Below are 22,324 nucleotides of genomic sequence, written 5' to 3'. Positions count from 1 at the left end.
GCGGACACCCGAACGGCACAAGCCTTGCTGCCCTCCAGTGGAACGCAAAACGAGGTCACCGACATGCTGCACCTGCCGCATTACGCTGCCGTTTCCGCGCCGTCCAGGCCGTTGCACGCTCATCGGCCCGAACCGGTCGAGCCCCCCACTGCACCGCCCGTCGCGCCGCCGGACCCGGCCGAGCCCGACACGATCCCCGGCCCGACACCCGATCCGATCGAACCCGTCGAACCAGTCACGCCGCCGATCGGCGATCCGCCGCCGCAGCCAACGCAAACGCCTCAGGCCGCCGACCGCCTGTCGCGACCACGGCAATGTTGATACGACCTCGATGTCGGCGCTCTGTTGCGCACTCGATGCACCGGGCCATGCTCTGGAGCGGTGCAGCGCATTGCTGTATTTGTTACAAAGCCGGCGCATGTTTTACCGGCAATTTACGGTTTCGCCCCCTAGACTGTAGGGATGCCGCGACAAGCGGCAGGCTTCCCCCGGAGGCACGATCATGAGACACCCCGCATTGCGACGTTCCGCGCGGCACTCCAAGCGCGGGCCACGGCCGGCCGAGGTCGAGACTGAGCCGGTGGTGTCGCCGGACCCGGCCGCGCAGAATCGGATCGCCCCGCACACGCCGCCGGACGGCGAGCACAACCAGGGCGGGGTGCGTCAGGAAGGGCTCGAATACCAGCGCGATCTGGGGTCGGAGCAGGATGCCTGAGGCAGCGTAGCACCCGGGCGGAGTGTCCGGGCGACCGAATGCCGGTAAGAAAGACCGTCGCATTCGTCGGATTTAACAGAAAAATTTTCTTCGCCATCCTTGATGATTGCGGGGATTTGCTCGTTTTGTCACATTTTTATACAACTTTATTTCCGATCTCCCATATATCGGCACGGTGCTTGCGTGCACCGTTTTGGCGCAATTCCGCATACAACGAAACAATGGAGCACTAATGAGCAGATTGATCGTGGTATCGAATCGTGTCGCACCGATTCAGGAAGCGCGTCCGGCAGCGGGCGGGCTCGCGATCGGCGTGCTGGACGCACTGAAGGAGACCGGCGGCGTCTGGTTCGGCTGGAGCGGCGAAACGGTCAGCGAGCCATCCGCGCCCGTGATCGAGAAGCAGGGCAACGTCACCTACGCGACCGTGGGCCTCACCAAGCGCGATTACGACGAGTACTACCGCGGTTTTTCGAACACCACGTTGTGGCCGACCTTCCACTATCGCAACGACCTGTCCCGCTACAACCGCGAAGACTACGCGGGCTACCAGCGCGTCAACGCGACGCTCGCGAAGCAGCTCAAGGAACTGCTCAAGCCCAGCGACATCATCTGGGTGCACGACTACCATCTGCTGCCGTTCGCGCGCTGCCTGCGCGAACTCGGCGTGAAGAACCCGATCGGCTTCTTCCTGCACATTCCGTTTCCGGTGCCCGAAGTGTTGCGCACGATCCCGCCTCACGAGGAGATCGTCAAGGCGATGTGCAGCTACGACGTGATCGGCTTTCAGACCGAGGCGGATCGCCAGTCGTTCGTCGACTATATCGAGCGCGGTCACCACGGCACGTCGAGCGAAGACGGCATGGTGCACGCGTACGACCGCTTCCTGAAGGTCGGCGCGTACCCGATCGGCATCTATCCCGATGCGATCGCGAAGGCCGCCGAGCAGTTCACCGACCGCAAGGCGGTGCGCAGCCTGCGCGACGGCATGCGCGGGCGCAAGCTGATCATGAGCGTCGACCGGCTCGATTATTCGAAGGGGCTGGTCGAGCGCTTCCAGGCATTCGAGCGGCTGTTGCAGAACGCGCCCGGCTGGCACGGCCGCGTGTCGCTCGTGCAGATCGCGCCGCCGACCCGCGCCGACGTGCAGACCTATCAGCGCATCCGGCAAACGCTCGAAGGCGAGGCGGGCCGCATCAACGGCCGGTTCGCGCAGCTCGACTGGACGCCGATCCAGTATCTGAACCGCAAGTACGAACGCAATCTGCTGATGGCGCTCTTCCGCCAGTCGCAGGTCGGCTATGTGACGCCGCTGCGCGACGGCATGAATCTGGTGGCCAAGGAGTACGTCGCGTCGCAGGATCCGGCCGATCCGGGCGTGCTCGTGCTGTCGCAATTCGCGGGTGCGGCCGAGCAGTTGCCGGGCGCGCTCGTCGTCAATCCGTTCGATCTGTCGCAGATGGCCGAAGCGCTCGAGCGCGCATTAGCGATGCCGCTCGCCGAACGTCAGGCGCGTCATGCGGACATGATGGAGCCGATGCGCGAGAGCAACCTGTCGGTGTGGCGCGATACGTTGCTCGATGATCTGCGCCACGTCGCGACCGCGTCTTCGGTGACGGCCAAAGCGGTAAAGCTCGCTGACGTGACGGCATCACCCTGAGCCGACACGCGCGGCCCGCGCGGGCCGCGCGTATGCCGCTCACGTCGTGCATGGAGTGACAGGGAAGATCAAAGCAAAAAGGCGTGCATCGCCTCGTGCGATGCGCGCCTTTTATCGTGCATGTCTTGCGCGCGTAGCGGCCACAGCCCTCAGGCCGGCTGCGCCACCTTCTGCATGACCCGCATCGTGCTGACGACCGCCGCGACCGCCGAGAACCCCGCGGCCACATACAGCGCGATGATCGTCCCGCTCTGCGGCGCGACGCCGAAGATCAGCGCGACCAGCGCCGCGCCGAGCGTTTGCCCGGTCAGGCGCGCGGTGCCGAGCATGCCGCTCGCGCCGCCGCTGCGTTCGCGCGGCGCGGACGACAGCATCGTGCGATTGTTCGGCGACTGGAAGATGCCGAAGCCCGCGCCGCACAGCGCCATGCGCCACGAAATCTGCAGCGCGTCCGGGTGAGGCCCGAGCGTCGCGAGCAGCAGCAGGCCGACCGTCATCGCGGCGAGCCCGACGCCGCCGAGCCAGCCGGCCGATATCCTGTCCGACAGCACGCCGGCAATGGGCGCCGCGATGATGATGATCGCGGGCCACGGCGTCATCAAAAGACCCGTTTCGACCTGCGACATGCCGAGCGTTTCCTGCAGCAGGAACGGCAGCGACACGAACGCGAGCATCTGCGCGCAGAACGAGCAGACCGACGTGCCGACCGACAGCGCGAACACCGGAATACGCAGCAGGTCGATCGGCAGCAGCGGGGCGGGCCGCGTCAGCTGGCGACGCACGAAGAAGTAGCCGATTACCAGCGCTCCGAGCGCCTCGAGCGTCACGTAGCCGAAATGCTCGCCGTGGCCGAGGCCATCGACCGCGAAAATCAGCAGGCCGAACACGAACGCGTTCATCACCGCGCTCAGATAGTCATACGGGGACTCGTGGCCGGGGTTCATCGGCAGCGCCTTGAAGCCGCCGACGATCGCCGCGATCCCGATCGGCACGTTGATCGCGAACAGCCACGGCCAGCTCGCGACCGCGAGCACGCCCGAGGCGACCGTCGGCCCGACCGCCGACGACACCGCCACCACCATCGCGTTGATCGAGACGCCGCGCCCGAGCTGGGTGGGCGGATAGATCATGCGCACGATCGCGGTGTTCACGCTCATGATGCCGGCCGCGCCGAAGCCCTGGACCACTCGCGCGAGCGCGAGCGTCGCCAGCGAGTTCGACAGCGCGCAACCGAACGACGCGACCGTGAACAGGATCAGGCCCGACAGATAAATGCGCCGGTAGCCGATGCGGTCGCCGAGCGACGCCAGCGGCAGCAGCGAGATCGTGATGGCGAGCTGATACGCGTTGACGACCCAGATCGACGCGGCGGCGCTCGCATTGAGGTTGCGCGCGATCGTCGGCAGCGCGACGTTGGCGATCGCGCTGTCGAGCACCGCGAGCGTCAGCGAGAGCGCGATGACGAGCATCGCCCAGTAGCGTTGTGGAACCGGTAGGCCCAGTTCCTTGCCTTCGAAGCGGGAAGTGGACGGCGTCGAGCCGTCCGTGCGCGGGGAGGGTGCGTGCATCGATTGTTTGATTTGTCGGAGATGTTGGCGCGCCTGCGCGCGGCTCACGCGCTGGCCGCTGCAGGCGTATCGGTCGGCGCGCCGCCGGTGTTACCGGGCGCCGGCGCCGCGCGTGCGTTATTTGAGTTCGTAAAGGCCCGTGTGGGTCGTCGAATCGATTTCGTTCAGGTGCGTCATGAAGCGCGCGACCGCGTTGGTGGTTTCCGCGCTGACCGGCAGATGCGGCACTTTCAGCGCATGCAGCCGGAAGATATAGCGATGCGTGCGATCGCCGCGCGGCGGCGCAGCGCCGCCGAAGCCGACGGTCCCATAGTCGTTGCGCACCTGCATCGCGCCCTGCGGCAGCAGCGAGCCGTCGGCCTTGCCGGCGTTGCGCGGCAGCGAGCGCGCGTCGGCCGGAATGTTCACGACGACCCAATGCCAGAAGCCGCTGCCGGTCGGCGCGTCGGGATCGTGAACGGTGAGCGCGAAGCTTTGCGTGTCCGCGGGCGGCGCTTCCCATTGCAGCGACGGCGAGATGTTTTCGCCGTCGCCGCCGAACGCCTTGTCGTTGTACTCGTGGGCTCTCGGCATGAACCCGTTGGTGGGAAAATCGTCGGACCAGAGACGGAAGTCAGCCATGATGTGCCTCCCTTGTTGATTGGTTCTGGGATCGTCAGAGTGCGCGATGTCGCGGCGGGCGAGGCGCATCTCGTGGCATGCCGAAGCGCGTGAGGACGTGCCGCGAAAGCGCCGGGAAGCACCCGGAAAACGCTGCCGAAGCGTGCCTCGAAGGCATCTCGAAAGCGCGCCGGGTGAGCCTTTCGAGTGTAGCACCAGCGGCCGCGAGACTCGCGCGAGCAGGGCAGCTCGCGCGCGGTTTTCAGCCGCGTTCCTCCAACTCCGGCGCGTCGCTTCCGATCCACGCTACGAGCCGCTCGATCACGCCCGCGATATCGCAATTCGCGCCTCGCAAAGCGCATTCCCACACCACCGCGACGCGCCAGCCGCTCGCGAGCAGCGCGGCGCGCACCTTGTCGTCGTTCCTGCGATTGCGGCCGATCTTGTCGCGCCAGAAGTCGGGCCGCGTCTGCGGCCATTTGAACAGATGACAGTCGTGGCCATGCCAGAAGCAGCCATGCACGAGCACCACCGCGCGATAGCGCGGCAGCACGATGTCGGGGCGGCCGGGCAGATCGCGCGCGTTGAGCCGAAAGCGCAGGCCCCGCCGATGCAGCAGGCTGCGGATCAGGATCTCCGGCTTGGTATTGCGGCCGCGAATGCCGGACATCATCCGGCTGCGCGTCGCGCTATCGACGATATCGACCATCGTCAGCGGGCCAATGGGTCGCGCGGCCGCTCACGCGTAGAGCGGCAGGGAGTGTTTTGATGCATCGCGGGTGGGGTGGGCAAGCAGGGTTTGCACATGCGGGAGCATGATACGCGACACTTCGCGCATCACCGGCATCACGACGCTATTGCCGAACTGCCGGTAGGCCTGCGTATCGCTGACCGGAATCCTGAAGGCGTCGGGAAAGCCCATCAGTCGCGCGCATTCGCGCGGCGTCAGGCGATGCGGGCGCAGCGCCTCGCTCTGATAGAAGAGAATTTCGGAGCTACGCATAAGTAAATCTCCACTTGCCAGCGCCTTCGCATACGCTGCGAGCCGCTGACGGACGGCTTCTGATAAGGCAATCAAGAGGCGGAGCCGGCCCCCACACGCTATGCGCCAGTCATAAAGACGGGCTCGGCCAGGCGCTGGACCGACCATTAATTGTAGCGACTTGGATTTGAAAACGACTGTGCTTGCAATTGACGCCGCTTCCTGCTCGAAATGACTGAAACTGACGCGACGCGCGTGCTCGGATTAACTGCAACTGTGCTTGCATTCAGCCACGCCGAATGTTTGATGTTTCGGCAGCAGAGACCATTCGGTTAGCAAGTGCCCATAGCTTGAGGACTGTGCTAAATGTCCGGACCGAATCCACCCAACGAGGAAATCAGCGGATGGGTGTGACCTGGAACTGGCTCGCCTTTGTCAAAGCTGGTGGGCGAGATTAGCTTCGATCCCTTCCGTCGGCGGTGTCCGGCCATCATCAGCCTTTCGTCCGTGCGTGAGAAGAGACATACGGAGGTCGGCCTCATATCCGACAACGGCCCCTTGCGCACGAGAGGCTACAGCTCCATCGCGAGTCTAATCGAACATCTCGGCTAAAGATCGAGCACCAGTACCTTGCTTCTCGCGCGCGATACGCAGGCCGTCAGGAATTCGGCCTTCTCGTCGTCGTTGAGAATGCAGTCGTTGTGCTCAACTTCCCCGGACAGATACCGCACCTTGCATGTCCCGCACAGCCCCGCATGACACGATGTTTCGATTGCGACGCCCGCTTGTTCGAGTGCGTCCGCGATGCTCTGATCGTTCGCGACTTCGATCATCTGTCCCGTGCTCGCGATCTTCACGCTGAACGTGTCCGCCACATCGTTCGCCGCGCTCGCGGGTTCGCTTCGTTCCGGCGCCTTGAAGTGCTCGAAGTGGACGGTGCCGGCGGGCCAGTGCGCGCTCGCATCCGCGCATGCCTGCATGAAACCAGCTGGACCGCAGTAATACACGTGCACGCCGTGCGACGGCTCGCTCAGCAAGCGGCGGATGTCGAGCCCCGCCTTCGGATCACCGCCGTCGAAGTGAAAGTGCACGCGGCCGATCACGCGCATCGGCTCGAGTTCCCCGGAAAGCGCGGCACAGTCCGCATCTCTCGCGCAGTAGTGCATTTCGTATTCGATGCCGGCATCCTCCAACCAATGCGCCATCGACGTGAGCGGCGTCACACCGATGCCGCCCGCAATGAGGATCACCCTGCGCGCATCGTCGACGAGCTGAAATTGGTTGCGCGGACGGCTCACGCGCACGATGTCCTGCACATGCACGCGCTCGTGCAGCGCTCTCGATCCGCCACGGCCGCGCTCGTCGCGCAGCACGGCGATCACATAGCGATGGCGCTCGTTGGGTGCGTTGCACAGCGAATACTGGCGCACGAGGCCGTCGCCGAGATGGATGTCGATATGAGCGCCGGCAGTGAAGGCCGGCAACTCGGCGCCGGACGGATCGACCAGTTCATAAGAGTTGATGCCTTTGCCTTCGAAACGAACCTGCCGCACGAGCAACTGGAGCGTGCTGCCGCCGGAGTTCGATGTCTGTTCGCTTGCCATTTTCCTGATCCCTCATATGTGCTGCCGAATCCCGATTCGCCGCACGAGGCGCGCAACGCGCCCCTTGCTTGTCGTGGCGCTTCAGTTCTTCATCGATTGTTCGAGTTCCTCGAACTTCTCGCGCACGAACACTGCGCGTTCATGCGCCTTTAGCCGCTCGCTCTCAGTGAGGATCGAGACGATCGTCTTCGTGACCTTGCGGCGCCGCGCGACTTCTTCTTCGACCGTGTCGCCTTCGGGAATCTCGAACACGTTGCCCGAGCAATAGCTGTTGGGTGCGCCCGCGTTCGCACGGAACCACTCGGCGAAGCTCTGCGCCGATGCCGCCGGATTCGTGCCGCGCAACGCATCGCGTAGCAACTTGCGAAAGAGGAAGAGGCCGGCGTCGAACTTCGTCGGGTTCTCGAGTGCGTGCACGGCGATCGGTCGCTGGCTGATGATCGCTTCGTAGTCGCCGGGCGCGTATTGCGCGGCCTTGTAGTTCTCGCGCTCGCGATGATTCGGCGGAATGGGCGGCAGATCTTCGAGCTTGTATTCGCCGAAGCGCTCGGGGCGCCGCATCGCGACCTGTCCTTCGAGAAAGTCGATCGACTCATAGCCGACGAGTTCCTTCTTGCCGACGCCGCGCGTATCGATGCCCGGCCCCATCACGCGCCAGCCGATCATCTTGCTGTTCTCGTCGTCGACGGGAACGGTCCATCGGATGATGTGAAAGCGGCTGAACAGCTTCTTCTTCGATCCGTCTTCCGACGTGTACGCATGCAGGCTCAGATTCGGCAGCACCTGATGTTGCACGCGCACGAAGAGCCGGTCCTTATCGACTCGACGCGCGCCCGCGCAGGCGAGGCTGCGGCCCTGCTGCACCGGCACGAAGTGCATGTCGGGCGCGACTTCCATCGATGCCGCGCCGACCTCGTCGAATGTCGTGCCCTGGTACTGCCCATTCACGACATTCTTGCCGGCATGCAGCGCGGTGGGGTGATAGTTGTCGGCGGCGTTGTCCTGCACCTGCAGCCAATTGCAATGCTGGAAGTTGCTGTACGGCACAAGCTCGTCGCCCGGCAACACCGTGAAGTCGCCTTCCCATTCGGGAAAGGGCGGCTCGGCATCGGGCGGTCCCATGTACGCGAACACGAGGCCGTTGCGCTCGACAGCCTTGTACGCACCCTGCTGGATCGAGCACGCGTATTTCTCGGCTTCCTTCTCTTCGCCCTTCGGAAACGGCACATGCAGGCACGTGCCGTCCACGTCGAACACCATGCCGTGATAGCAGCACCGGATGCCGCGCTCCTGGATCGCGCCGTATTCGAGCGACGCGCCGCGGTGCACGCAATGCGCATGCAGCACGCCCACGCGCCCGCTGCCATCGCGAAACGCCACCAGTTCCTCGCCGAGGATCTTGAGATAACGCGGTGTGTCCGTCAGTTCGATCGACAAGCACACGGGATGCCAGAACGCGCGCATGAACTCGCCCATCGGTGTACCGGGGCCGGTCTCGGTGAGCTCGGGATCGTGGCCCGGCACCTTGCTTGTGTAGTAACCGCCGTACGGAATCAGCTTCTTCGACACGACATTGCCGCCGCTCGTCTTCTGTCCTTCCAGCTTGTCTTCCTTGATCGTCATCGCAAATCCTATTTGAGGTGGTGGAGTGGTCAGTCGCCGGCACTTTGAACGCCGAACTCGAAATTCAGAACACCGTACTCTGTATCCAAAGATTAGTCGCGCGATACGGCGATGTCTCTATGGGTAAACGCGGAGATTCACCTTTTCGCTTTAGCGCCGGAGATTGACGCGTCCCGCGGTGCGGTTATACCCTTGCCGTATTCTGTATCCAAAAACGAGCTTTGATCATGGCGACGAAACTGCTCAAGCTTCAGGCGCGCACCGACTACGTGGACGAGGTCTACAAGGTGCTGCTCGATGCCATTAGCTCTGGGACGCTCGCGCCCGGGACGCGCATCACGCAGGAAGAAATCGCCGAGCAACTTGCGGTGTCGCGCTCGCCGGTGTTGCAGGCGCTGCGCTTGCTCAAGAAGGACGGACTGGTGCAGGACGCGCCCGGTCGGGGTTTGCTCGTGACTCCGCTCGACGCGGCCTGGATCAGCCATCTCTATGAAATCCGCGGCGCGCTCGACTCGCTCGCCGCGCGTCTTGCCGCCGGTCGCGGCGCGAAGCTGGACAAGGCATTGATCACGAACGGCCGCCGCGCGTCGAAGGGCGACGACGTGAAGGCGATGATCGATGCCGACATGGCGTTCCATACCGCGATCTATGCCGCGTCGGGCAATCCGCTAATCGTGGAGACCGCGCAGATGCACTGGGTCCATCTGCGACGGGTGATGGGCGCGGTGCTGCAGTCGTCGGGGCAGCGCCAGGCGATCTGGGACGAGCACGCAGCCATCGCTGCGGCCATCGCCGATGGCGACCCGCAGCGCGCGACGGAACTGACCGATCTTCATACGACTCGGGCGCGGCAGAATCTCGTCGAGCGGCTCGGGCAGGTGCTGAGCAATCGGCAGGAAGAAAAAGTGAGCTGATGCGATGATCCCGCGAACGCTGGGTCTTTGCATGGAGCGGGACTTCGCTCAAGCCCGCTTGCGCCGGCCGTTCACGAGTGCGGCCGGCACGGTGAAGACGAGCGCGCTGCCGATGATCAGGCTCGCCGCCAGCCCCAGTACGCCGTTGCCGGTCGATCCCGTGCCTGTCTGAATCAGCCCGATCACGTAAGGGCTCACGACACCCGATACGCTGCCGACCGAATTCGCCAGCGCAAGCCCCGCCGCCGCAGCGGCGCCGCCCAGGATAGCGGGCGGCAACACCCAGAACTGCGAAATTGTCGTCATCACGCCCATCGCGCCGATCGTGAGGGCGATCATCGCGATTGGCGTCGAATGGGCGAACGCGACGCTCGTGCACAGTCCGGCCGCTCCGACCACCCCGGGCAACGCGAGATGCCAGCGCCGCTCGCCGCGGGCGTCCGAGCTCTGACCGACGAGCAGCATGGAGACGGCCGCCGCCGCGTAAGGGATCGCGGAAAGCAGGCCGATATTGAGCGGATCGGCCACGCCGCTCGCCTTGACGAGCGTGGGCAGCCAGAAGCTCACGCCGTACAGGCCCATCGTGAAGAAGAAGTAGATCGCACTCAGGAGCAGCACCTTCGGATGCATCAGGCCGTCCTTCACCGAATGCAGCGCGTGAGCCGGCTCTTCGTCCTTCAGGCCGGCTTCGAGCATGGCTTTCTGCGAGTCTGTGAGCCACTTCGCATCGGCAAGCTTGTCGTCGAGATAGAAGAACGCGACCAGCCCAAGGATCGCGGTCGGAATGCCTTCTATCAGGAACAGCCATTGCCAGCCCGCCAGCCCGTGCGATGCATTCATATGATTCATGATCCAGCCCGACAGCGGCCCGCCGACGACTCCCGACATCGGAATGCCCGTCAAGAAGAGCGCGGTGACCTTGCTGCGGCGCGAGGCCGGGAACCAGTACGTGAGATAGAGCAGGATCGCGGGGATAAAGCCCGCTTCGGCGACGCCCAGCAGGAAGCGCATGATGTAGAAGCTCATCGGCGTTCTGACGAACATCATGCCCGCCGAGACGATGCCCCAGGTGATCATGATGCGGGCGATCCAGCGGCGCGCGCCGACGCGCAGCAGGATCAGGTTACTGGGCACCTCGAAGAGAAGATAGCCCACGAAGAAGACGCCGGCGCCCGCGCCATAGACCGCGTCGCTGAACTTGAGCGCTTGCAGCATCTGCAGCTTCGCGAAGCTCACGTTGATTCGATCGAGATACGCGCATAGATAGCACAGGAACAGAAACGGCAAGAGCCGCCATGTCACCTTCGCATAGGTGGACGACTCGCTGCCCTGGTAATACGCAACCGGACTGGGGGAACTCATTGTGGTGTCTCCTGGTGTTCAGGTTGCGGCGCAACGCTGCGTTTTTTAGCGCTCGTCTCGCGTTGTCGCCGTGCTCGGACTGCTTCTACGGAATCAGTCGAACATGTCCGGCTGCGTGGCGACGAGGTCGTCCCAGATCGCCTGAAAGTGCAGCCAGCCGATGTAGTCGCTGCCGACGTGCTCGCGGCTGTAGCGCGCGCGTTCGGGCGTGACGAGCTTGGGTGCGATGCCGGTCGACTCGACCAGCAGTTGCTGCTGGCAGCACCGTTCGAGCGCGATGAACCAGAACGCCGCCGATTCGATGCTGTGCCGGCTTGCCGTCAGAAGCCCGTGATTCTGGTGGATCGCGGCCTTCACGTCCTTGAACGCGTTCGCGACCTTGTGACCCGCCTTCACCTCGACGGCTACTTGCCCCGCCTCGTCGCCGATCACGACGTGATCCTCGTAGAACGCCGCGGCGTCCTGCGTGATCGGCTCGAGTTGCCTGCCGAGCGACGCGAACGCGGTGCCGTAGACCGTATGCGCATGGCACATCGCGACGATGTCCTGGTGCATCTCGTGCACGGCCGCATGCAGCACGAAGCCCGCGCGGTTGATTGCATGGCGCCCCTCGACGACGTGCCCCTGATGGTCCGCGCAGATCAGGTTCGAGACCTTCACTTGCGAGAAGTGAATGGCCATCGGATTGGTCCAGTAAAGGCCGGGATTCTCGGGATCGCGCACGGTCAGATGTCCGGCGAACCCGTAGTCGAACCCTTGCTGGGCGAACGCGCGACAGGCGCCGACCAGCCGTTCCTTCACATGCTGCCGCTGCGCGGCGGGATTCGAAAATGACGGAAGCTCCGGAAAGATGAGCCCTCCCTGCTCCGGCTGATAGATCGAAACCTTGCCGTCCTTGATCAGCGCCTGCGGCCGCGTTTCCATCACTGCTGCCATGGGTCGACTCCTTTTTTAAGTGAGGTTTGAACCGGTCGAAGCGGATTGCTTCGATGGGTCCTATGGTCGCGGTCGCTGCCGTCATTGACAAACGACGGCTGTTCATACAAAGATGAACCACATTCATGTTTCGGTGAAAGACATGAGACGAATTCCCAATTTCGTGCTGCTGCGCGCCTTCGAAGCGGCCGCGCGGCTGGAGAGCTTCACGCTCGCGGCCGAGGAACTGCATCTGACGCAGTCCGCGATCAGTCATCAGGTCAAGGAACTCGAAGAATATTTCGGCCGGCCGCTGTTTCATCGGCGCAATCGGCGGGTGGAAGCGACATCGGAAGGACGGCGCCTTTATGAGAGCCTCGGACGCGTGTTCGATGTGATCGAGGCTGCATGCAGCGAGGTCGCGCTCGCGCCCGATGCGCAAGTGCTCGCGGTGCACAGCGCGCCGAGCTTCGCCGCCAAGTGGCTCGGTCCGCGCCTGCCTGAATTCACGCAGGCGCATCCGGGCGTGACGATCCGTCTGTCGTCCGGTCCCGAGCCGATCGACCTCACCCGGGTGCATGAAGTCGATGTCGCCATCTCATACGCGGTCGCACACGAGCGCGCGGGCATCGTGACACGCGCGCTCGGCGCAGAACGCATCGTGCCGATGTGTTCGCCTGCGCTCGTGCGAAGCGGCGTTCCCATCGAGAAGCAGATCGGGGAAATGACGCTGATCGATTCCCAGCTCAGCCGCGTGACGTGGTCCGACTGGTTCGCGCTCAACGGACTCCCGTTCCCGTCGCGGGCGCGGCCCTCGTTCGATCGCGGGGCGCTCGCGATCTCCGCCGCTGTCGATCGGATGGGCGTCGCGCTCGAAACCACGCGTCTCGCCGAGCGCGAGTTGTCGCGCGGTGAACTGGTTGAGCTGGGCGCGGATGTCTTCGAGCCGATCTCCCGCGAGACGCATTTTCTGTCGTATCGCGTGAACGAGCGCAACACGGAGAAGGTGAAGTGCTTCTGCGACTGGTTGTGCGAGGAGGTTGGACTCGATGCTGCGCGCATCGCTTAATGCTGAGATCGAGTCTCCTTCTCCGGCTTCTTTAGAAAGGTCCGCGATCGCATATTCGATGAACATGCGCGCGGCGATCCTCGTAGCCCGCCGCAGTGGAAGACTGCGTGGATTCTAAATGGGCTAGCCGCCCGGCCGCCCAAAGCTGATTGCGTGTACGTCTCCTCTGCCATTAATGAGCAGCCGTTCCAGTGAGGGATGCTTGAACGTCGGAAGTGCGGGGCGCGGACAGCCACCCGCCTTCGCCGGCGGGCGCTGGCTCCGTATGCAAATCGCATGAGGCACTGATCGTCCAATTTCGGACGGTCGGGACATGGGCCACGATCGTCAACAATCTCTGCTGGCTTCAGTTGTCGATAGCAAATTGAAAGCTATGCGCCGAGCGAAATTGAAGACTTACTTAACCAGCCCGGAAAGCGAACCACGGCTTGCTGCCCAGGCATTTTATTTAAGCTAAAGTCCAATGCTGACATTCCTGAGAGGCTACGTTTGTGATTGACGAAACGGCTGTCATCCACCCGAGTGCAGTTGTTGAAGAAGGTGCCATCATCGGGGCTCGCGTTCGCATTGGTCCCTATTGCTGCATAGGCGGTCACGTCGAGATTGGCGAGGGCACCGTACTTAAGTCGCACGTTGTCGTAAGTGGGCACACGCGCATTGGTCGAGACAACGCAATCTACCCTTTCGCCACGATCGGAGAAGACAATCAGGATTTGAAGTACGCCGGAGAGCCGACCGTCGTGGAAGTGGGCGATCGCAACAGAATCCGGGAGAGTGTCACGATCCATCGCGGCACGGTCCAAGGAGGCGGTATCACCAAGGTTGGAAACGACAACCTTCTGATGGTCAACGCTCACGTTGCCCACGATTGCATCGTTGGCGACCATTGCATTCTGGCAAACAATGCAACGCTAGGCGGTCACGTTATCGTGGATGATCACGTGATCATCGGCGGTATGTGCGCAGTCCATCAATTCTGCGTCATCGGCGCGCACGTTATGGTGGGAGGCTGTTCTGGTGTCGCGCAAGATGTGCCGCCGTTTGTAATTGCCCAAGGCAACCACGCCTCACCAGTCGGAGTGAACACCACCGGGCTACAGCGCCGTGGCTTCAGCAAGGAGGCGATACAAGCCATCCGAAATGCCTACAAGCTGCTCTACAGGAGCGGGAAGACGCTTGACGAAGCAAAGCCGGAGATCGCTGAGATTGCAACAGCCCATGCCGAGGTTAAGCCTTTTTACGAATTCCTTGATCGCTCGACTCGCGGTTTGATTCGGTGAGGACGGGTCGGGCTATCCGCACCGCCTCAACGGCTGATTCTGGAACAATCGACGGGTTGACGGGTCACGTTACCTGTTTTGCATGCGACGGCAGTCGGGCGGCGGATTCAACCGGTGGATGCAATAGTTTGCTGGAATCGTTCGGCGGGCGTCTCGTAGTCCAGTGTCTTTCTTGGACGCTCGTTCAGTCGTCTTGCCACGGCGTTGAGTTTGGCCTGCGAATACACTGACAGATCGGTACCTTTCGGGAAGTACTGCCTCAATAGTCCATTCGTGTTCTCATTCGACCCACGCTGCCAGGGATGTTGCGGGTCGCAGAAGTAGACGGCAATGTCGGTGGCGACGGTGAAGCGCTTGTGCCCGGCCATCTCCGTCCCCCGATCCCAGGTGAGCGACTTGTAGAGTTCCTGCGGTAACTTGCTGGCATGTTTGATGAGCGCATTGATGACCGTTTCGCTGTCCTTGCTGGCGATCTTCACCAGCATGACATAGCGTGTCTGGCGCTCGACGAGCGTCGCAATCTGGCTGCTGCCGCTACCGCACAGCAGATCACCTTCCCAGTGGCCCAGTACCGCGCGGTCTTCAACGCTAGCCGGGCGTTCGCTGATCGATACGGTGTCGCGAATCCTGCCGTGATCCTCCGTCTTTAGCGTGTGATGGCGCGAACGGCGCATGGCCCGGGTGCGCCGCAGGTGCTCCAGCAACTCCTTCTTCAGGGCCCCACGGGCCTGTATGAAGAGAGAACGATAGATTGTCTCGTGGGACACGTGGTAGTCCTCGTTGTCTGGGTACGCGCGTCTGAGCCATCCGGCGATCTGCTGCGGTGACCACTGCAGTTGTAGCTTGGCTGCCACGATGTGCGCCAACATCCGGTGCTCAACCAGTTTACAGGCTTTGGGTCGCTGCGCGCGATCCCACGCGAGCTGATCGGCGTGGCTTGCCCGATAGCCGTCCGGGCCGCTGTTACGTTTGATCTCACGACAGATGGTGGAGGGAGCTCGCGAAAGTCGCATGGCGATTGACTGGATCGAATCGTCGGCCGCAAGTGCCCGTGAGATCTCTTCGCGCTCCTCCAGCGTCAATGCCAATCCCGATCGATGCCTTTGTGGTGGCTGGATTCCACCTGTCTCAGCCAGAATCCCCTGTACAGACGAGTGGTTCCGGTCAAAAAGCTGGGCGATCTTCTGGAGAGACTCTCCCTTCCGCCAACGTTCCCACATCAGCGCTTTCTGCTTCTCGCTGTAGTAAATCCGGCGTCGCTGTTTCATCTGCAACACTCCCACTGCTTGCGCAGTCTTCAGTGTGTTGCATCCACCGGTTGAATCCGCCGGCCACTTTCGGCCGTTCGACAAGGCCGTTCAGATCCGCGACAATCGCCTCCGATGTCGAGGTTCGGTTTTCTATCTCAACGGTTCGACTTTCCTATGCGGGTGGCAGTTTGAATGACGAGAGCTACATCGGTTGGTTAAGACAGAAGGTCGGGAATGGTTTGATACTGAGCCCGTCGGTTGGGGCGGTGATTCACGATCACGAGGGCAGACTTCTCTTGCAAGAGAAATCTTCGGATGAGGCTTGGAGTTTGCCAGCTGGGGGAATCGAACTGGGTGAAAGCCCCCAAGAAGCAATTGCCCGGGAGATGATGGAAGAGACTGGATACGCCATCCGCATTCATGGCATTCTTGGCGTCTTCGGCGGCCGAGCATTCCGGTACACGTATCCCAATGGCGATCAGGTTGAATACGTTGCGACGTTGTTTCAGTGCAAGATCACTGGCGGTTCCGGAATTCCTACCGACACCGAAACCAAGTCCACCCGGTATTTCAAAAGGCACGAAATGCCCGAACTGGCATTACCGTATTCGATCGACGATTTGTTCCGCAAGTTCTAAAAGCTGATGACAAGCCAGCTACGCGTGATCGGCAGCGGCCGGCCAACAACGGTCTTTGGACAGGCTCGCACGAATCGTCGACAACCGGCATGAATCTCGACAGAAGTGTACTAATGACCCGTCTGCCTCAGTCGCTTGGCCTGATAAAAGTCGCACAGGTTGAAGGCAACGCAAACTGATCCCAAAAACAACAGCGGTATCTGTAGACCACACGACATGAGAGTCCTATTTTTGGTGCCGATTATCTCGTTGATCGTCGCGACAAGGAGCATGGCATTTGATGCATGGGACTTCGTCAGCGGCGAGAACAAATCCACGATCGAACGTAGCGCGAGCGCACGGGGCGAGACGATGCAGCAGTTGGAAGGTTTCACGGTGATCAATCGATATCAATCAAACACCGGAGCATATGAAATTTTTCATCTCAACTTCTGCGATGGCCGTCTCGCTGCAGTCACAAAAATTGAATCGTTTACTCCCGCGAACTTCATCAATACGTTATCCGAGCTTATGAAGTTGCACGGAACTCCAGCGATATCAGCCCGTGACCAGACGATACGCTCGTTCACAGATATCGCGCTGAAGGAAGTGCAATACACGTGGGGCTCGCTGGACGACCGCATCCAGTTGACGACAAATGTCTCAACGGCACCTTCGCTGAAACTCGAACCTGGCATGACGTTGAGACACGACGATACGACCATTTGCGGCTTGACGTCCCAAATCCCATGAGCGGAAGCGTCGGCTCGGTAAAATTCACGAACACGAAGACGATGATTCCGAGTGACCGCTTCGGGGAGCAGTGACTGTATCTTGTGGGGCCGACTTGCGACGATCATCCGCTGCGGGCCGGCAAGCGGTTCTCAATTCAGCTATCGGACCGGGTTCGGCGGCAGGAGGTCCGCTAGATGATTTTCAATCAGCCTTCGAAATTCTCTTAATTCAGATTGACGCGGAAGAGCTATGACAGCAACTGTTACTGATATCTCGACGCTCGTCCACGAATTTTGGACACTCATGAGCTCAAACGACTTTGCGTCAGTCGAGTCGGTGCTAAGTGAGCAATTCATCCTCGAATGGCCCCAGTCGAACGAACGCATCAGAGGCGCGGCGCGGTTTGCGCAAATGAACTCGGAGTATCCGGCAGAAGGGCCCTGGCGCTTTACGGTGAACCGAGTCGTCGCCAACACCGGTCATGAAGCAGTATCCGATGTGACCGTTACCGACGGTGCGTTGACGGCGCGAGCCATATCGTTTTTCTCAGCCGAAGCCGGGAAGATAACTAAGATTGTCGAATACTGGCCCGAGCCTTATGCTGCGCCCGTCAATAGAGCGCATCTTGTTGAGCTCATCGACGAGGAGAGCCCATATTGACTCGTGTCTCGTGGCTAGATCACCGGCACGGACCGGCCACTTTGAGACACTCGACGCCGCCGCTTAAACTGTTGTCAATCATTCCTCCTGAGGCGAAGAAAATGACAACTGAGATCGAACTCTTGAGGCCTACGACTGCGTTGCTGGCAAGCTACGTTTCGGCCCTTGAGGCGGGATGGTCACCTGACAATGTTCGTAAGGAGGTCGCTGCGCGCGAACAGTTGAATGCTATCGAGTTGAACGCACAGGCATTCGTCGACGGGCTGGATGATCCGACCGCATCAGGCGGCCCGATTCCTTTGCCCGATGGCTCGACCGTTGCCCGTCTTCCAGGCACCATCCGATGGATTTGGGACGGCGATGTTAGCGGTGCGATCGGATTTCGTTGGCAGGCTGGATCTGCCGAATTGCCGCCGTATGTGCTCGGACATATCGGCTTCTCAGTCGTGCCGTGGAAGCGAGGCAACGGCTACGCCAAGCAGGCGCTCAATTTGATGCTTGGCGAAGCGAGGCTGCAAGGCTTGCCCTACGTGGAACTAACGGTTGATCCTGAAAATATAGCCTCACAGCGGGTGATCGCAGCATGCAGTGGTGTCCTGATTGACCGGTTCAAAAAGACCGCCGCCTATGGATTCGCGGAAACTCTTCGTTATCGCATTGAGCTAGACGACTGAGAAACCTGTCGGACCCTGTTCGGCCAACTCCGGAGATTGATCCATCTCTGTTGGATCGGCGACAATTCAAGCCCTGCACACGCCTATACGATGGAGCATCATGAGTGGCATTCAGCTAAGCCGAGTGATCCGTGCCGACGCCGCCGATTTGATCGCCGCAAACTCAGCAAGTCAGGACTATCACCTGCCTTGGGTCACATCCTTTACCGATCAAACGGGCTTCGATAACTGGTTTTCAGGTGGTCTCACCGGGTCGAACGTCGGCCTCATTGCGCGTGAAGTGGCATCGATTCAAATTGTCGGTGTGGTGAACATTAACGAAATAGTAATGGGCGCTTTTCGCAGCGCCTATCTCGGGTATTACGGAATGTCGAACTTCGCCCGGGCAGGGTTGATGACGGACGCGGTACGGGCAGCTGTGATCTATGCTTTCAGCGAACTTGGATTGCATCGGGTGGAGGCAAATATTCAACCAGGGAATATTGCGTCGATCGCACTTGTGCGGCGGTTGGGTTTTAAACAGGAAGGTTTTTCTCCTCGCTATCTCCGCATAAATGGCGAATGGCGCGACCACGAGCGATGGGCGTTGCTGGCCGAAATGCCCGGTTAGACACAGCCGCCACTCAAAAAAATAATGTACTCACGCAGAAATTGTTTTTGTGCCAATATTGACAGCATGGAACTTCGTAACGTCCCGAGCAAGGCTCACCACCATCATCACGGTCGCTATCCGCTGCGCCGTGGGTCGTTACGTCCATAGCAAGGAATTCGACCTCACGGTCAATTCCATGTGCAAACGACCAAGGCGCTTAAGGCGCCTTTTTTTATTTCCCCACCATCAAGAGCTGAAGATGACCGACTCGATAAGCTATCGCCGCGCAACCGTGGACGACATTTTGAAAATTTGCGAGTTGGGTCAAATCTTGAACGCGATCCACCATCAGGCACGTCCTGACGTCTATGCAAACGCCACTGAAGAGTTCGCTCGAGACAAGCCGCACTGGCTATCTAGCCTTCAGGGAGAAGATCGAGCCATGTTTCTCGCCGAGCATGGCAGCACGGCGGTCGGCTTTATCACCGTTCAAGTGATGCAGCCGACAAGTCCACTGTTGCAACCGTTGACCGTTGGCCGCATTGGCTCAGTCGCTGTTTTGGAACGACTGCGGGGACGCGGCGTCGGGAGCACGCTGATGAAACTTGCTGAAGAGTGGGCACGAAAAAACGGTGCCAACGACATGAGGCTGACCGTTTGGGCGTTTAATGAACAGGCGGTCGATTTGTATCAGGAACTTGGCTACGAGCTTCGTGCGTTCGAGATGGGAAAGCAACTGCCTATTGCTGGGGATATGCCAGTCGCATGAGGCGATGCTCGGCCACGAACGGTCAGTCTATATTCGTGCATAGATCGTGGACAATTAATTGTTCACGTGAAACTTTTGAAACCTCTTTATCTGTTGCGTCTTTCCGAAAACGTTCTTGGAGCATTCAATGCGGATTAGAACCACCTATTTGAAAGTGTCGGACATGGAACGCAGTTCTGCTTTCTGGGAAAACCTGTTGGAACGCGCGCCGAACCGCAGGTCGGATAAGTGGACCGAATTCTCGCTCGGTGAAGTCCGCTTCGGGTTGCTGCTAAATGATTTTGGCGATGAGTTCGTCGGGAGCGGATGCGTTCCTGTGTTCGAATTTGACGTATCCGCCTTGCATATATTTCTGGATCGAGCCAAGGCTTTTGGGGCAACAGTCGCTCTCGACGGGCTAAACAATGAAGCCATGAAGAGCATTGTGTTGGTTCCCCGAGGGGCTTTCTTGTGCTAGCGATGTTCGATTGACAAGCTCGACGTATTAAACTCGATCGACCTGACCGGCAATCTCGCGCTCAGCAGCAAAAATGGCGTTTCCACACGCCCACGAGTACTGGTGGACATCCAATGTTGTTCAATATTTTGTCGATTGATAATCCATTGTCCGTGCCTCATCGCAGCAAGTAGCTAGCTACCCACGCGGAACTCTCTGGTGATGCCGGTATCCGTCGGCGGCCCAACCAATTGGGCCGCATTCCCCCATCGACAACTTTTAATGAGCGAGTCAAGCAATGGATCCCAGGTTCTACCGGTCGTGGCACCTAGCAAAATCGGACACCGAGTTCAAGATCGCCGAGTTCGAGTGGTCACTGATTCGGTTTTACGAATCGTTCAGCCGCTTCGTTCTGGCAACCGGCGTCGTTACGATTACAGCGAACGTCGATCTCAAACATCAGGAGCACGTAATCCTTCACGTCATCCGTATGCAGGACCGCCCCAAGACGAGCGCCATGATCGGACGATTGATGAATCGCGACGATATTCCCAATATCCAGTACAGCCTGAGAAAGCTGGAAGCCGCTGGATTGATCGAGAAGCGACAGGACACGAACAGCAAGACGTACTCGTATTTTGCGAGCGATCTGGGGATTCGATTGACGGACGAGTATTACAAGGTTCGAAAAGAAATACTGGTCCAGCGCCTTGGGGAAATCAACGACCCGGAGGAAAAGTTCGAGCGCTACGGGCGCTTCATGTCTCTGCTTACCGGGATCTACGATGAGGCAGCTCGCGACGCCGCCACCATCGCCCCGCGGGCTGAAAAAAGCGCGCCAGCCACCGGATCGGCGCCGAGCGTGATAAGGCGGAAAGAAACCTGAACCAGACCTGACCCCCGACGAAAAGCCTCCCTTCCCGGTGCAAAGTCCGGGGAAGGGGGCACAAGGCGCAGATCAGTCTTCGATCTGCTCCGTCTTATAGGTCATTCGCTTGCCGTCCGCCGCGCGCTTGAAGCGCAGGCTGCTGTCCTTTCGTGCGCCCGGCACGCCCCGTCCCGGTTTCGCGATGCCGCGATTCCATCGCGACGCCACCTTGCGCCAGGTGACGGCTGAAATGTCCGTTGCGACCATCTTCTCGTTCTCCCAGCCTGTGCCATCGCCGTAAAAGTCCTCCATCGACTCACGCGCATAGATATCGCAGTCGTTGAAGCCGTGCAGGGCCAGCGGCTCGTAGACACGCTCATAGCGGTACTTGTGCGCTTCCAGTTCCTCCGGAGTATTGCAAATACGTACGATCACCTCCCAGTACTCGTGTGTATCGTCGGTAATCGGCACGAACCACTCCAATTGGGTCATATGTTCGCCCGGCCAGTTCTCGACCGCCACGAGTCCCGGCAGCACAATCGAAGTCCGATAGGGCCGGCCTACGAGTCCGGCGACTTTCAGCCCGAGCTCCTTGTTTTCCAGCACCGGTTGCCATTTGTCCGTACCGAGCCATTGCAGCATGCCCTTGGGCCCGTCCGGGTCCTCGAGGACTTCCACGCAGTCTTCGCCGTTCGGCAACAGGCCAAGCGGCAGGACCCATTCCATCGCGTGAATGATGCTGTTGTCCTTGTGCAGCAGTAGATGTGCGTTGTCGATGCCGTTCTCGCACGCAATGCGCCAGTTCGTAAAGCCGATCCGGTGAATGCCCATCGCGACCGCGTTCTCGTCGAGCAGACTGGGCACGGCCGGCCACAGTGGGTGCGGGTAGCGGTCACTGTGCGTCGGAAAGCGCACCGGCAGGTCCTGTTCCAGCGGGGGAACGTCCGCAAGCGGAAAATCGTCGTCACGCACGAACACGAAGATCATCCCCGCTACTTCGTGCACCGGATAGCTCGTAATGCCGACCGTGCCAATTAGCTTGTCTTCCGGGTTCGCGATGATGGTCGCAAGATTGCCCGTTTCAAGGTCGAACGTGAAGCCGTGATACCAGCACGAGATCGTCTTCTTGTTGAAGCACATCGGCTTTTCGGAAAGGCGAACGCCACGGTGCAGACATTGATCCTTGAGCGCATGAACCTTGCCGTTCGCGCGCCGCAATACGATCGGAATCCCGCATATCTGCACGCCTTCCACCTGGTCCTCCACCAGTTCGCGGCTGAAAAGCGCCGGATACCAATGATTGACGAAGCCCCATGCAGCGTCCCGATAGGGCTGATACTGACTCGATGTACCACCATTGCCGCCGCTCACCGTGCGGCGGCGGATGATCGTCGGATCTGACATTACTTTGCTCCTTGATGAAATAGGGGG

At 60.6% G+C, this 22,324-nt stretch carries 23 protein-coding genes and 1 pseudogene; 14 read left to right on the top strand and 10 right to left on the bottom strand.

What is annotated here, in order from left to right; translation table 11 throughout:
• Nucleotides 1-72: 72 nt before the first annotated feature.
• The 3 genes from OKW45_RS28395 to otsA all read left to right on the top strand — a co-directional run bounded on the left by OKW45_RS28395 (nt 73) and on the right by otsA (nt 2,375).
• Nucleotides 73-321 carry a hypothetical protein gene (locus OKW45_RS28395; RefSeq protein WP_026225664.1) on the top strand — a complete coding sequence of 83 codons (249 nt, stop codon included), beginning with the start codon at nt 73-75 and terminating at the stop codon, nt 319-321.
• A gap of 181 nt (nt 322-502) precedes the next feature.
• On the top strand, nt 503-715 hold the full coding sequence (locus OKW45_RS28390; protein ID WP_026225665.1) for a hypothetical protein: 213 nt from the start codon (nt 503-505) through the stop codon (nt 713-715).
• Between the two features lie 232 nt (nt 716-947).
• Nucleotides 948-2,375, top strand: coding sequence for an alpha,alpha-trehalose-phosphate synthase (UDP-forming) (gene otsA / locus OKW45_RS28385; RefSeq protein WP_018419794.1), 1,428 nt, complete (start codon nt 948-950; stop codon nt 2,373-2,375).
• A 149-nt stretch (nt 2,376-2,524) separates the two neighbouring features.
• Here the strand turns inward: otsA and OKW45_RS28380 are convergent, their stop codons facing one another.
• The 6 genes and pseudogenes from OKW45_RS28380 to OKW45_RS28355 form a co-directional block, all read right to left on the bottom strand.
• Nucleotides 2,525-3,943 carry an MFS transporter gene (locus OKW45_RS28380; RefSeq protein WP_429472437.1) on the bottom strand — a complete coding sequence of 473 codons (1,419 nt, stop codon included), beginning with the start codon at nt 3,941-3,943 and terminating at the stop codon, nt 2,525-2,527.
• A 117-nt stretch (nt 3,944-4,060) separates the two neighbouring features.
• The gene (locus OKW45_RS28375) at nt 4,061-4,564 is read right to left on the bottom strand and encodes a YbhB/YbcL family Raf kinase inhibitor-like protein (protein WP_018419796.1); all 504 of its coding nucleotides are present in this window, start codon (nt 4,562-4,564) and stop codon (nt 4,061-4,063) included.
• Between the two features lie 241 nt (nt 4,565-4,805).
• Nucleotides 4,806-5,252: a very short patch repair endonuclease gene (locus OKW45_RS28370; RefSeq protein ID WP_429472435.1), complete on the bottom strand. Its 447-nt coding sequence runs from the start codon at nt 5,250-5,252 to the stop codon at nt 4,806-4,808.
• Between the two features lie 30 nt (nt 5,253-5,282).
• Nucleotides 5,283-5,537, bottom strand: a pseudogene (locus OKW45_RS28365) (DNA cytosine methyltransferase); the annotation flags it as partial.
• A gap of 596 nt (nt 5,538-6,133) precedes the next feature.
• Complete coding sequence (locus OKW45_RS28360) at nt 6,134-7,129, bottom strand: PDR/VanB family oxidoreductase (RefSeq protein ID WP_429472433.1); 996 nt, start codon at nt 7,127-7,129, stop codon at nt 6,134-6,136.
• An 81-nt stretch (nt 7,130-7,210) separates the two neighbouring features.
• Nucleotides 7,211-8,752 carry a Rieske 2Fe-2S domain-containing protein gene (locus OKW45_RS28355; RefSeq protein ID WP_429472431.1) on the bottom strand — a complete coding sequence of 514 codons (1,542 nt, stop codon included), beginning with the start codon at nt 8,750-8,752 and terminating at the stop codon, nt 7,211-7,213.
• A gap of 227 nt (nt 8,753-8,979) precedes the next feature.
• Between OKW45_RS28355 and OKW45_RS28350 the strand changes: the two genes are divergently transcribed.
• Nucleotides 8,980-9,666 (top strand): GntR family transcriptional regulator, encoded by a 687-nt coding sequence (locus OKW45_RS28350; protein ID WP_018419802.1) that lies wholly within the window; start codon nt 8,980-8,982, stop codon nt 9,664-9,666.
• Between the two features lie 48 nt (nt 9,667-9,714).
• Here the strand turns inward: OKW45_RS28350 and OKW45_RS28345 are convergent, their stop codons facing one another.
• Both OKW45_RS28345 and OKW45_RS28340 read right to left on the bottom strand, forming a co-directional pair.
• Nucleotides 9,715-11,028, bottom strand: coding sequence for an MFS transporter (locus OKW45_RS28345; protein ID WP_429472430.1), 1,314 nt, complete (start codon nt 11,026-11,028; stop codon nt 9,715-9,717).
• 93 nt (nt 11,029-11,121) lie between these two features.
• Nucleotides 11,122-11,964, bottom strand: coding sequence for a class II aldolase/adducin family protein (locus OKW45_RS28340; RefSeq protein WP_429472428.1), 843 nt, complete (start codon nt 11,962-11,964; stop codon nt 11,122-11,124).
• Nucleotides 11,965-12,106: 142 nt separating this feature from the next.
• On the opposite strand from OKW45_RS28340, the gene OKW45_RS28335 reads away from it, so the two are divergent.
• A complete protein-coding gene (locus tag OKW45_RS28335) occupies nt 12,107-13,012 on the top strand; it encodes a LysR substrate-binding domain-containing protein (protein ID WP_429472426.1) in 906 nt (301 codons plus the stop codon).
• A 494-nt stretch (nt 13,013-13,506) separates the two neighbouring features.
• Entirely contained in the window at nt 13,507-14,292 is a 786-nt protein-coding gene (gene lpxA / locus OKW45_RS28330) for an acyl-ACP--UDP-N-acetylglucosamine O-acyltransferase (protein ID WP_429473378.1), read from the top strand.
• A gap of 107 nt (nt 14,293-14,399) precedes the next feature.
• Here the strand turns inward: lpxA and OKW45_RS28325 are convergent, their stop codons facing one another.
• The gene (locus OKW45_RS28325) at nt 14,400-15,560 is read right to left on the bottom strand and encodes an IS30 family transposase (RefSeq protein WP_429472425.1); all 1,161 of its coding nucleotides are present in this window, start codon (nt 15,558-15,560) and stop codon (nt 14,400-14,402) included.
• Between the two features lie 170 nt (nt 15,561-15,730).
• On the opposite strand from OKW45_RS28325, the gene OKW45_RS28320 reads away from it, so the two are divergent.
• From OKW45_RS28320 to OKW45_RS28285, 8 genes are all read left to right on the top strand, one after another.
• Nucleotides 15,731-16,180, top strand: coding sequence for an NUDIX domain-containing protein (locus tag OKW45_RS28320; protein WP_429472423.1), 450 nt, complete (start codon nt 15,731-15,733; stop codon nt 16,178-16,180).
• Between the two features lie 270 nt (nt 16,181-16,450).
• Nucleotides 16,451-16,912 (top strand): hypothetical protein, encoded by a 462-nt coding sequence (locus OKW45_RS28315; protein ID WP_429472422.1) that lies wholly within the window; start codon nt 16,451-16,453, stop codon nt 16,910-16,912.
• A 231-nt stretch (nt 16,913-17,143) separates the two neighbouring features.
• Entirely contained in the window at nt 17,144-17,554 is a 411-nt protein-coding gene (locus OKW45_RS28310; RefSeq protein WP_429472420.1) for a nuclear transport factor 2 family protein, read from the top strand.
• Between the two features lie 101 nt (nt 17,555-17,655).
• The gene (locus OKW45_RS28305; RefSeq protein ID WP_429472418.1) at nt 17,656-18,228 is read left to right on the top strand and encodes a GNAT family N-acetyltransferase; all 573 of its coding nucleotides are present in this window, start codon (nt 17,656-17,658) and stop codon (nt 18,226-18,228) included.
• A 100-nt stretch (nt 18,229-18,328) separates the two neighbouring features.
• Complete coding sequence (locus tag OKW45_RS28300) at nt 18,329-18,838, top strand: GNAT family N-acetyltransferase (RefSeq protein WP_429472416.1); 510 nt, start codon at nt 18,329-18,331, stop codon at nt 18,836-18,838.
• Between the two features lie 241 nt (nt 18,839-19,079).
• Nucleotides 19,080-19,589 carry a GNAT family N-acetyltransferase gene (locus tag OKW45_RS28295; protein ID WP_187619027.1) on the top strand — a complete coding sequence of 170 codons (510 nt, stop codon included), beginning with the start codon at nt 19,080-19,082 and terminating at the stop codon, nt 19,587-19,589.
• Between the two features lie 127 nt (nt 19,590-19,716).
• Nucleotides 19,717-20,046, top strand: coding sequence for a VOC family protein (locus OKW45_RS28290; protein WP_429472414.1), 330 nt, complete (start codon nt 19,717-19,719; stop codon nt 20,044-20,046).
• Between the two features lie 277 nt (nt 20,047-20,323).
• The gene (locus tag OKW45_RS28285) at nt 20,324-20,911 is read left to right on the top strand and encodes a winged helix DNA-binding protein (RefSeq protein ID WP_429472412.1); all 588 of its coding nucleotides are present in this window, start codon (nt 20,324-20,326) and stop codon (nt 20,909-20,911) included.
• A gap of 72 nt (nt 20,912-20,983) precedes the next feature.
• On the opposite strand, the gene OKW45_RS28280 is transcribed toward OKW45_RS28285, so the two are convergent.
• Nucleotides 20,984-22,297, bottom strand: coding sequence for a Rieske 2Fe-2S domain-containing protein (locus tag OKW45_RS28280; protein WP_429472410.1), 1,314 nt, complete (start codon nt 22,295-22,297; stop codon nt 20,984-20,986).
• Nucleotides 22,298-22,324 lie beyond the last annotated feature (27 nt).

The organism is Paraburkholderia lebeckiae, assembly GCF_050436225.1.
Lineage (GTDB): Bacteria > Pseudomonadota > Gammaproteobacteria > Burkholderiales > Burkholderiaceae > Paraburkholderia > Paraburkholderia tuberum.
Note: the sequence above shows the minus strand (reverse complement) of the source record. Positions and strands in the feature narration are given on the sequence as shown.

Bases quoted from the DNA above. Each gene is read 5' to 3' on its own strand.
- OKW45_RS28390 (WP_026225665.1), top strand. From the start codon at position 503: ATGAGACACCCCGCATTGCGACGTTCCGCGCGGCACTCCAAGCGCGGG.
- otsA (WP_018419794.1), top strand. From the start codon at position 948: ATGAGCAGATTGATCGTGGTATCGAATCGTGTCGCACCGATTCAGGAA.
- OKW45_RS28380 (WP_429472437.1), bottom strand. From the start codon at position 3,943: ATGCACGCACCCTCCCCGCGCACGGACGGCTCGACGCCGTCCACTTCC.
- OKW45_RS28375 (WP_018419796.1), bottom strand. From the start codon at position 4,564: ATGGCTGACTTCCGTCTCTGGTCCGACGATTTTCCCACCAACGGGTTC.
- OKW45_RS28370 (WP_429472435.1), bottom strand. From the start codon at position 5,252: ATGGTCGATATCGTCGATAGCGCGACGCGCAGCCGGATGATGTCCGGC.
- OKW45_RS28360 (WP_429472433.1), bottom strand. From the start codon at position 7,129: ATGGCAAGCGAACAGACATCGAACTCCGGCGGCAGCACGCTCCAGTTG.
- OKW45_RS28355 (WP_429472431.1), bottom strand. From the start codon at position 8,752: ATGACGATCAAGGAAGACAAGCTGGAAGGACAGAAGACGAGCGGCGGC.
- OKW45_RS28350 (WP_018419802.1), top strand. From the start codon at position 8,980: ATGGCGACGAAACTGCTCAAGCTTCAGGCGCGCACCGACTACGTGGAC.
- OKW45_RS28345 (WP_429472430.1), bottom strand. From the start codon at position 11,028: ATGAGTTCCCCCAGTCCGGTTGCGTATTACCAGGGCAGCGAGTCGTCC.
- OKW45_RS28340 (WP_429472428.1), bottom strand. From the start codon at position 11,964: ATGGCAGCAGTGATGGAAACGCGGCCGCAGGCGCTGATCAAGGACGGC.
- OKW45_RS28335 (WP_429472426.1), top strand. From the start codon at position 12,107: ATGAGACGAATTCCCAATTTCGTGCTGCTGCGCGCCTTCGAAGCGGCC.
- OKW45_RS28325 (WP_429472425.1), bottom strand. From the start codon at position 15,560: ATGAAACAGCGACGCCGGATTTACTACAGCGAGAAGCAGAAAGCGCTG.
- OKW45_RS28315 (WP_429472422.1), top strand. From the start codon at position 16,451: ATGGCATTTGATGCATGGGACTTCGTCAGCGGCGAGAACAAATCCACG.
- OKW45_RS28310 (WP_429472420.1), top strand. From the start codon at position 17,144: ATGACAGCAACTGTTACTGATATCTCGACGCTCGTCCACGAATTTTGG.
- OKW45_RS28305 (WP_429472418.1), top strand. From the start codon at position 17,656: ATGACAACTGAGATCGAACTCTTGAGGCCTACGACTGCGTTGCTGGCA.
- OKW45_RS28300 (WP_429472416.1), top strand. From the start codon at position 18,329: ATGAGTGGCATTCAGCTAAGCCGAGTGATCCGTGCCGACGCCGCCGAT.
- OKW45_RS28295 (WP_187619027.1), top strand. From the start codon at position 19,080: ATGACCGACTCGATAAGCTATCGCCGCGCAACCGTGGACGACATTTTG.
- OKW45_RS28290 (WP_429472414.1), top strand. From the start codon at position 19,717: ATGCGGATTAGAACCACCTATTTGAAAGTGTCGGACATGGAACGCAGT.
- OKW45_RS28285 (WP_429472412.1), top strand. From the start codon at position 20,324: ATGGATCCCAGGTTCTACCGGTCGTGGCACCTAGCAAAATCGGACACC.
- OKW45_RS28280 (WP_429472410.1), bottom strand. From the start codon at position 22,297: ATGTCAGATCCGACGATCATCCGCCGCCGCACGGTGAGCGGCGGCAAT.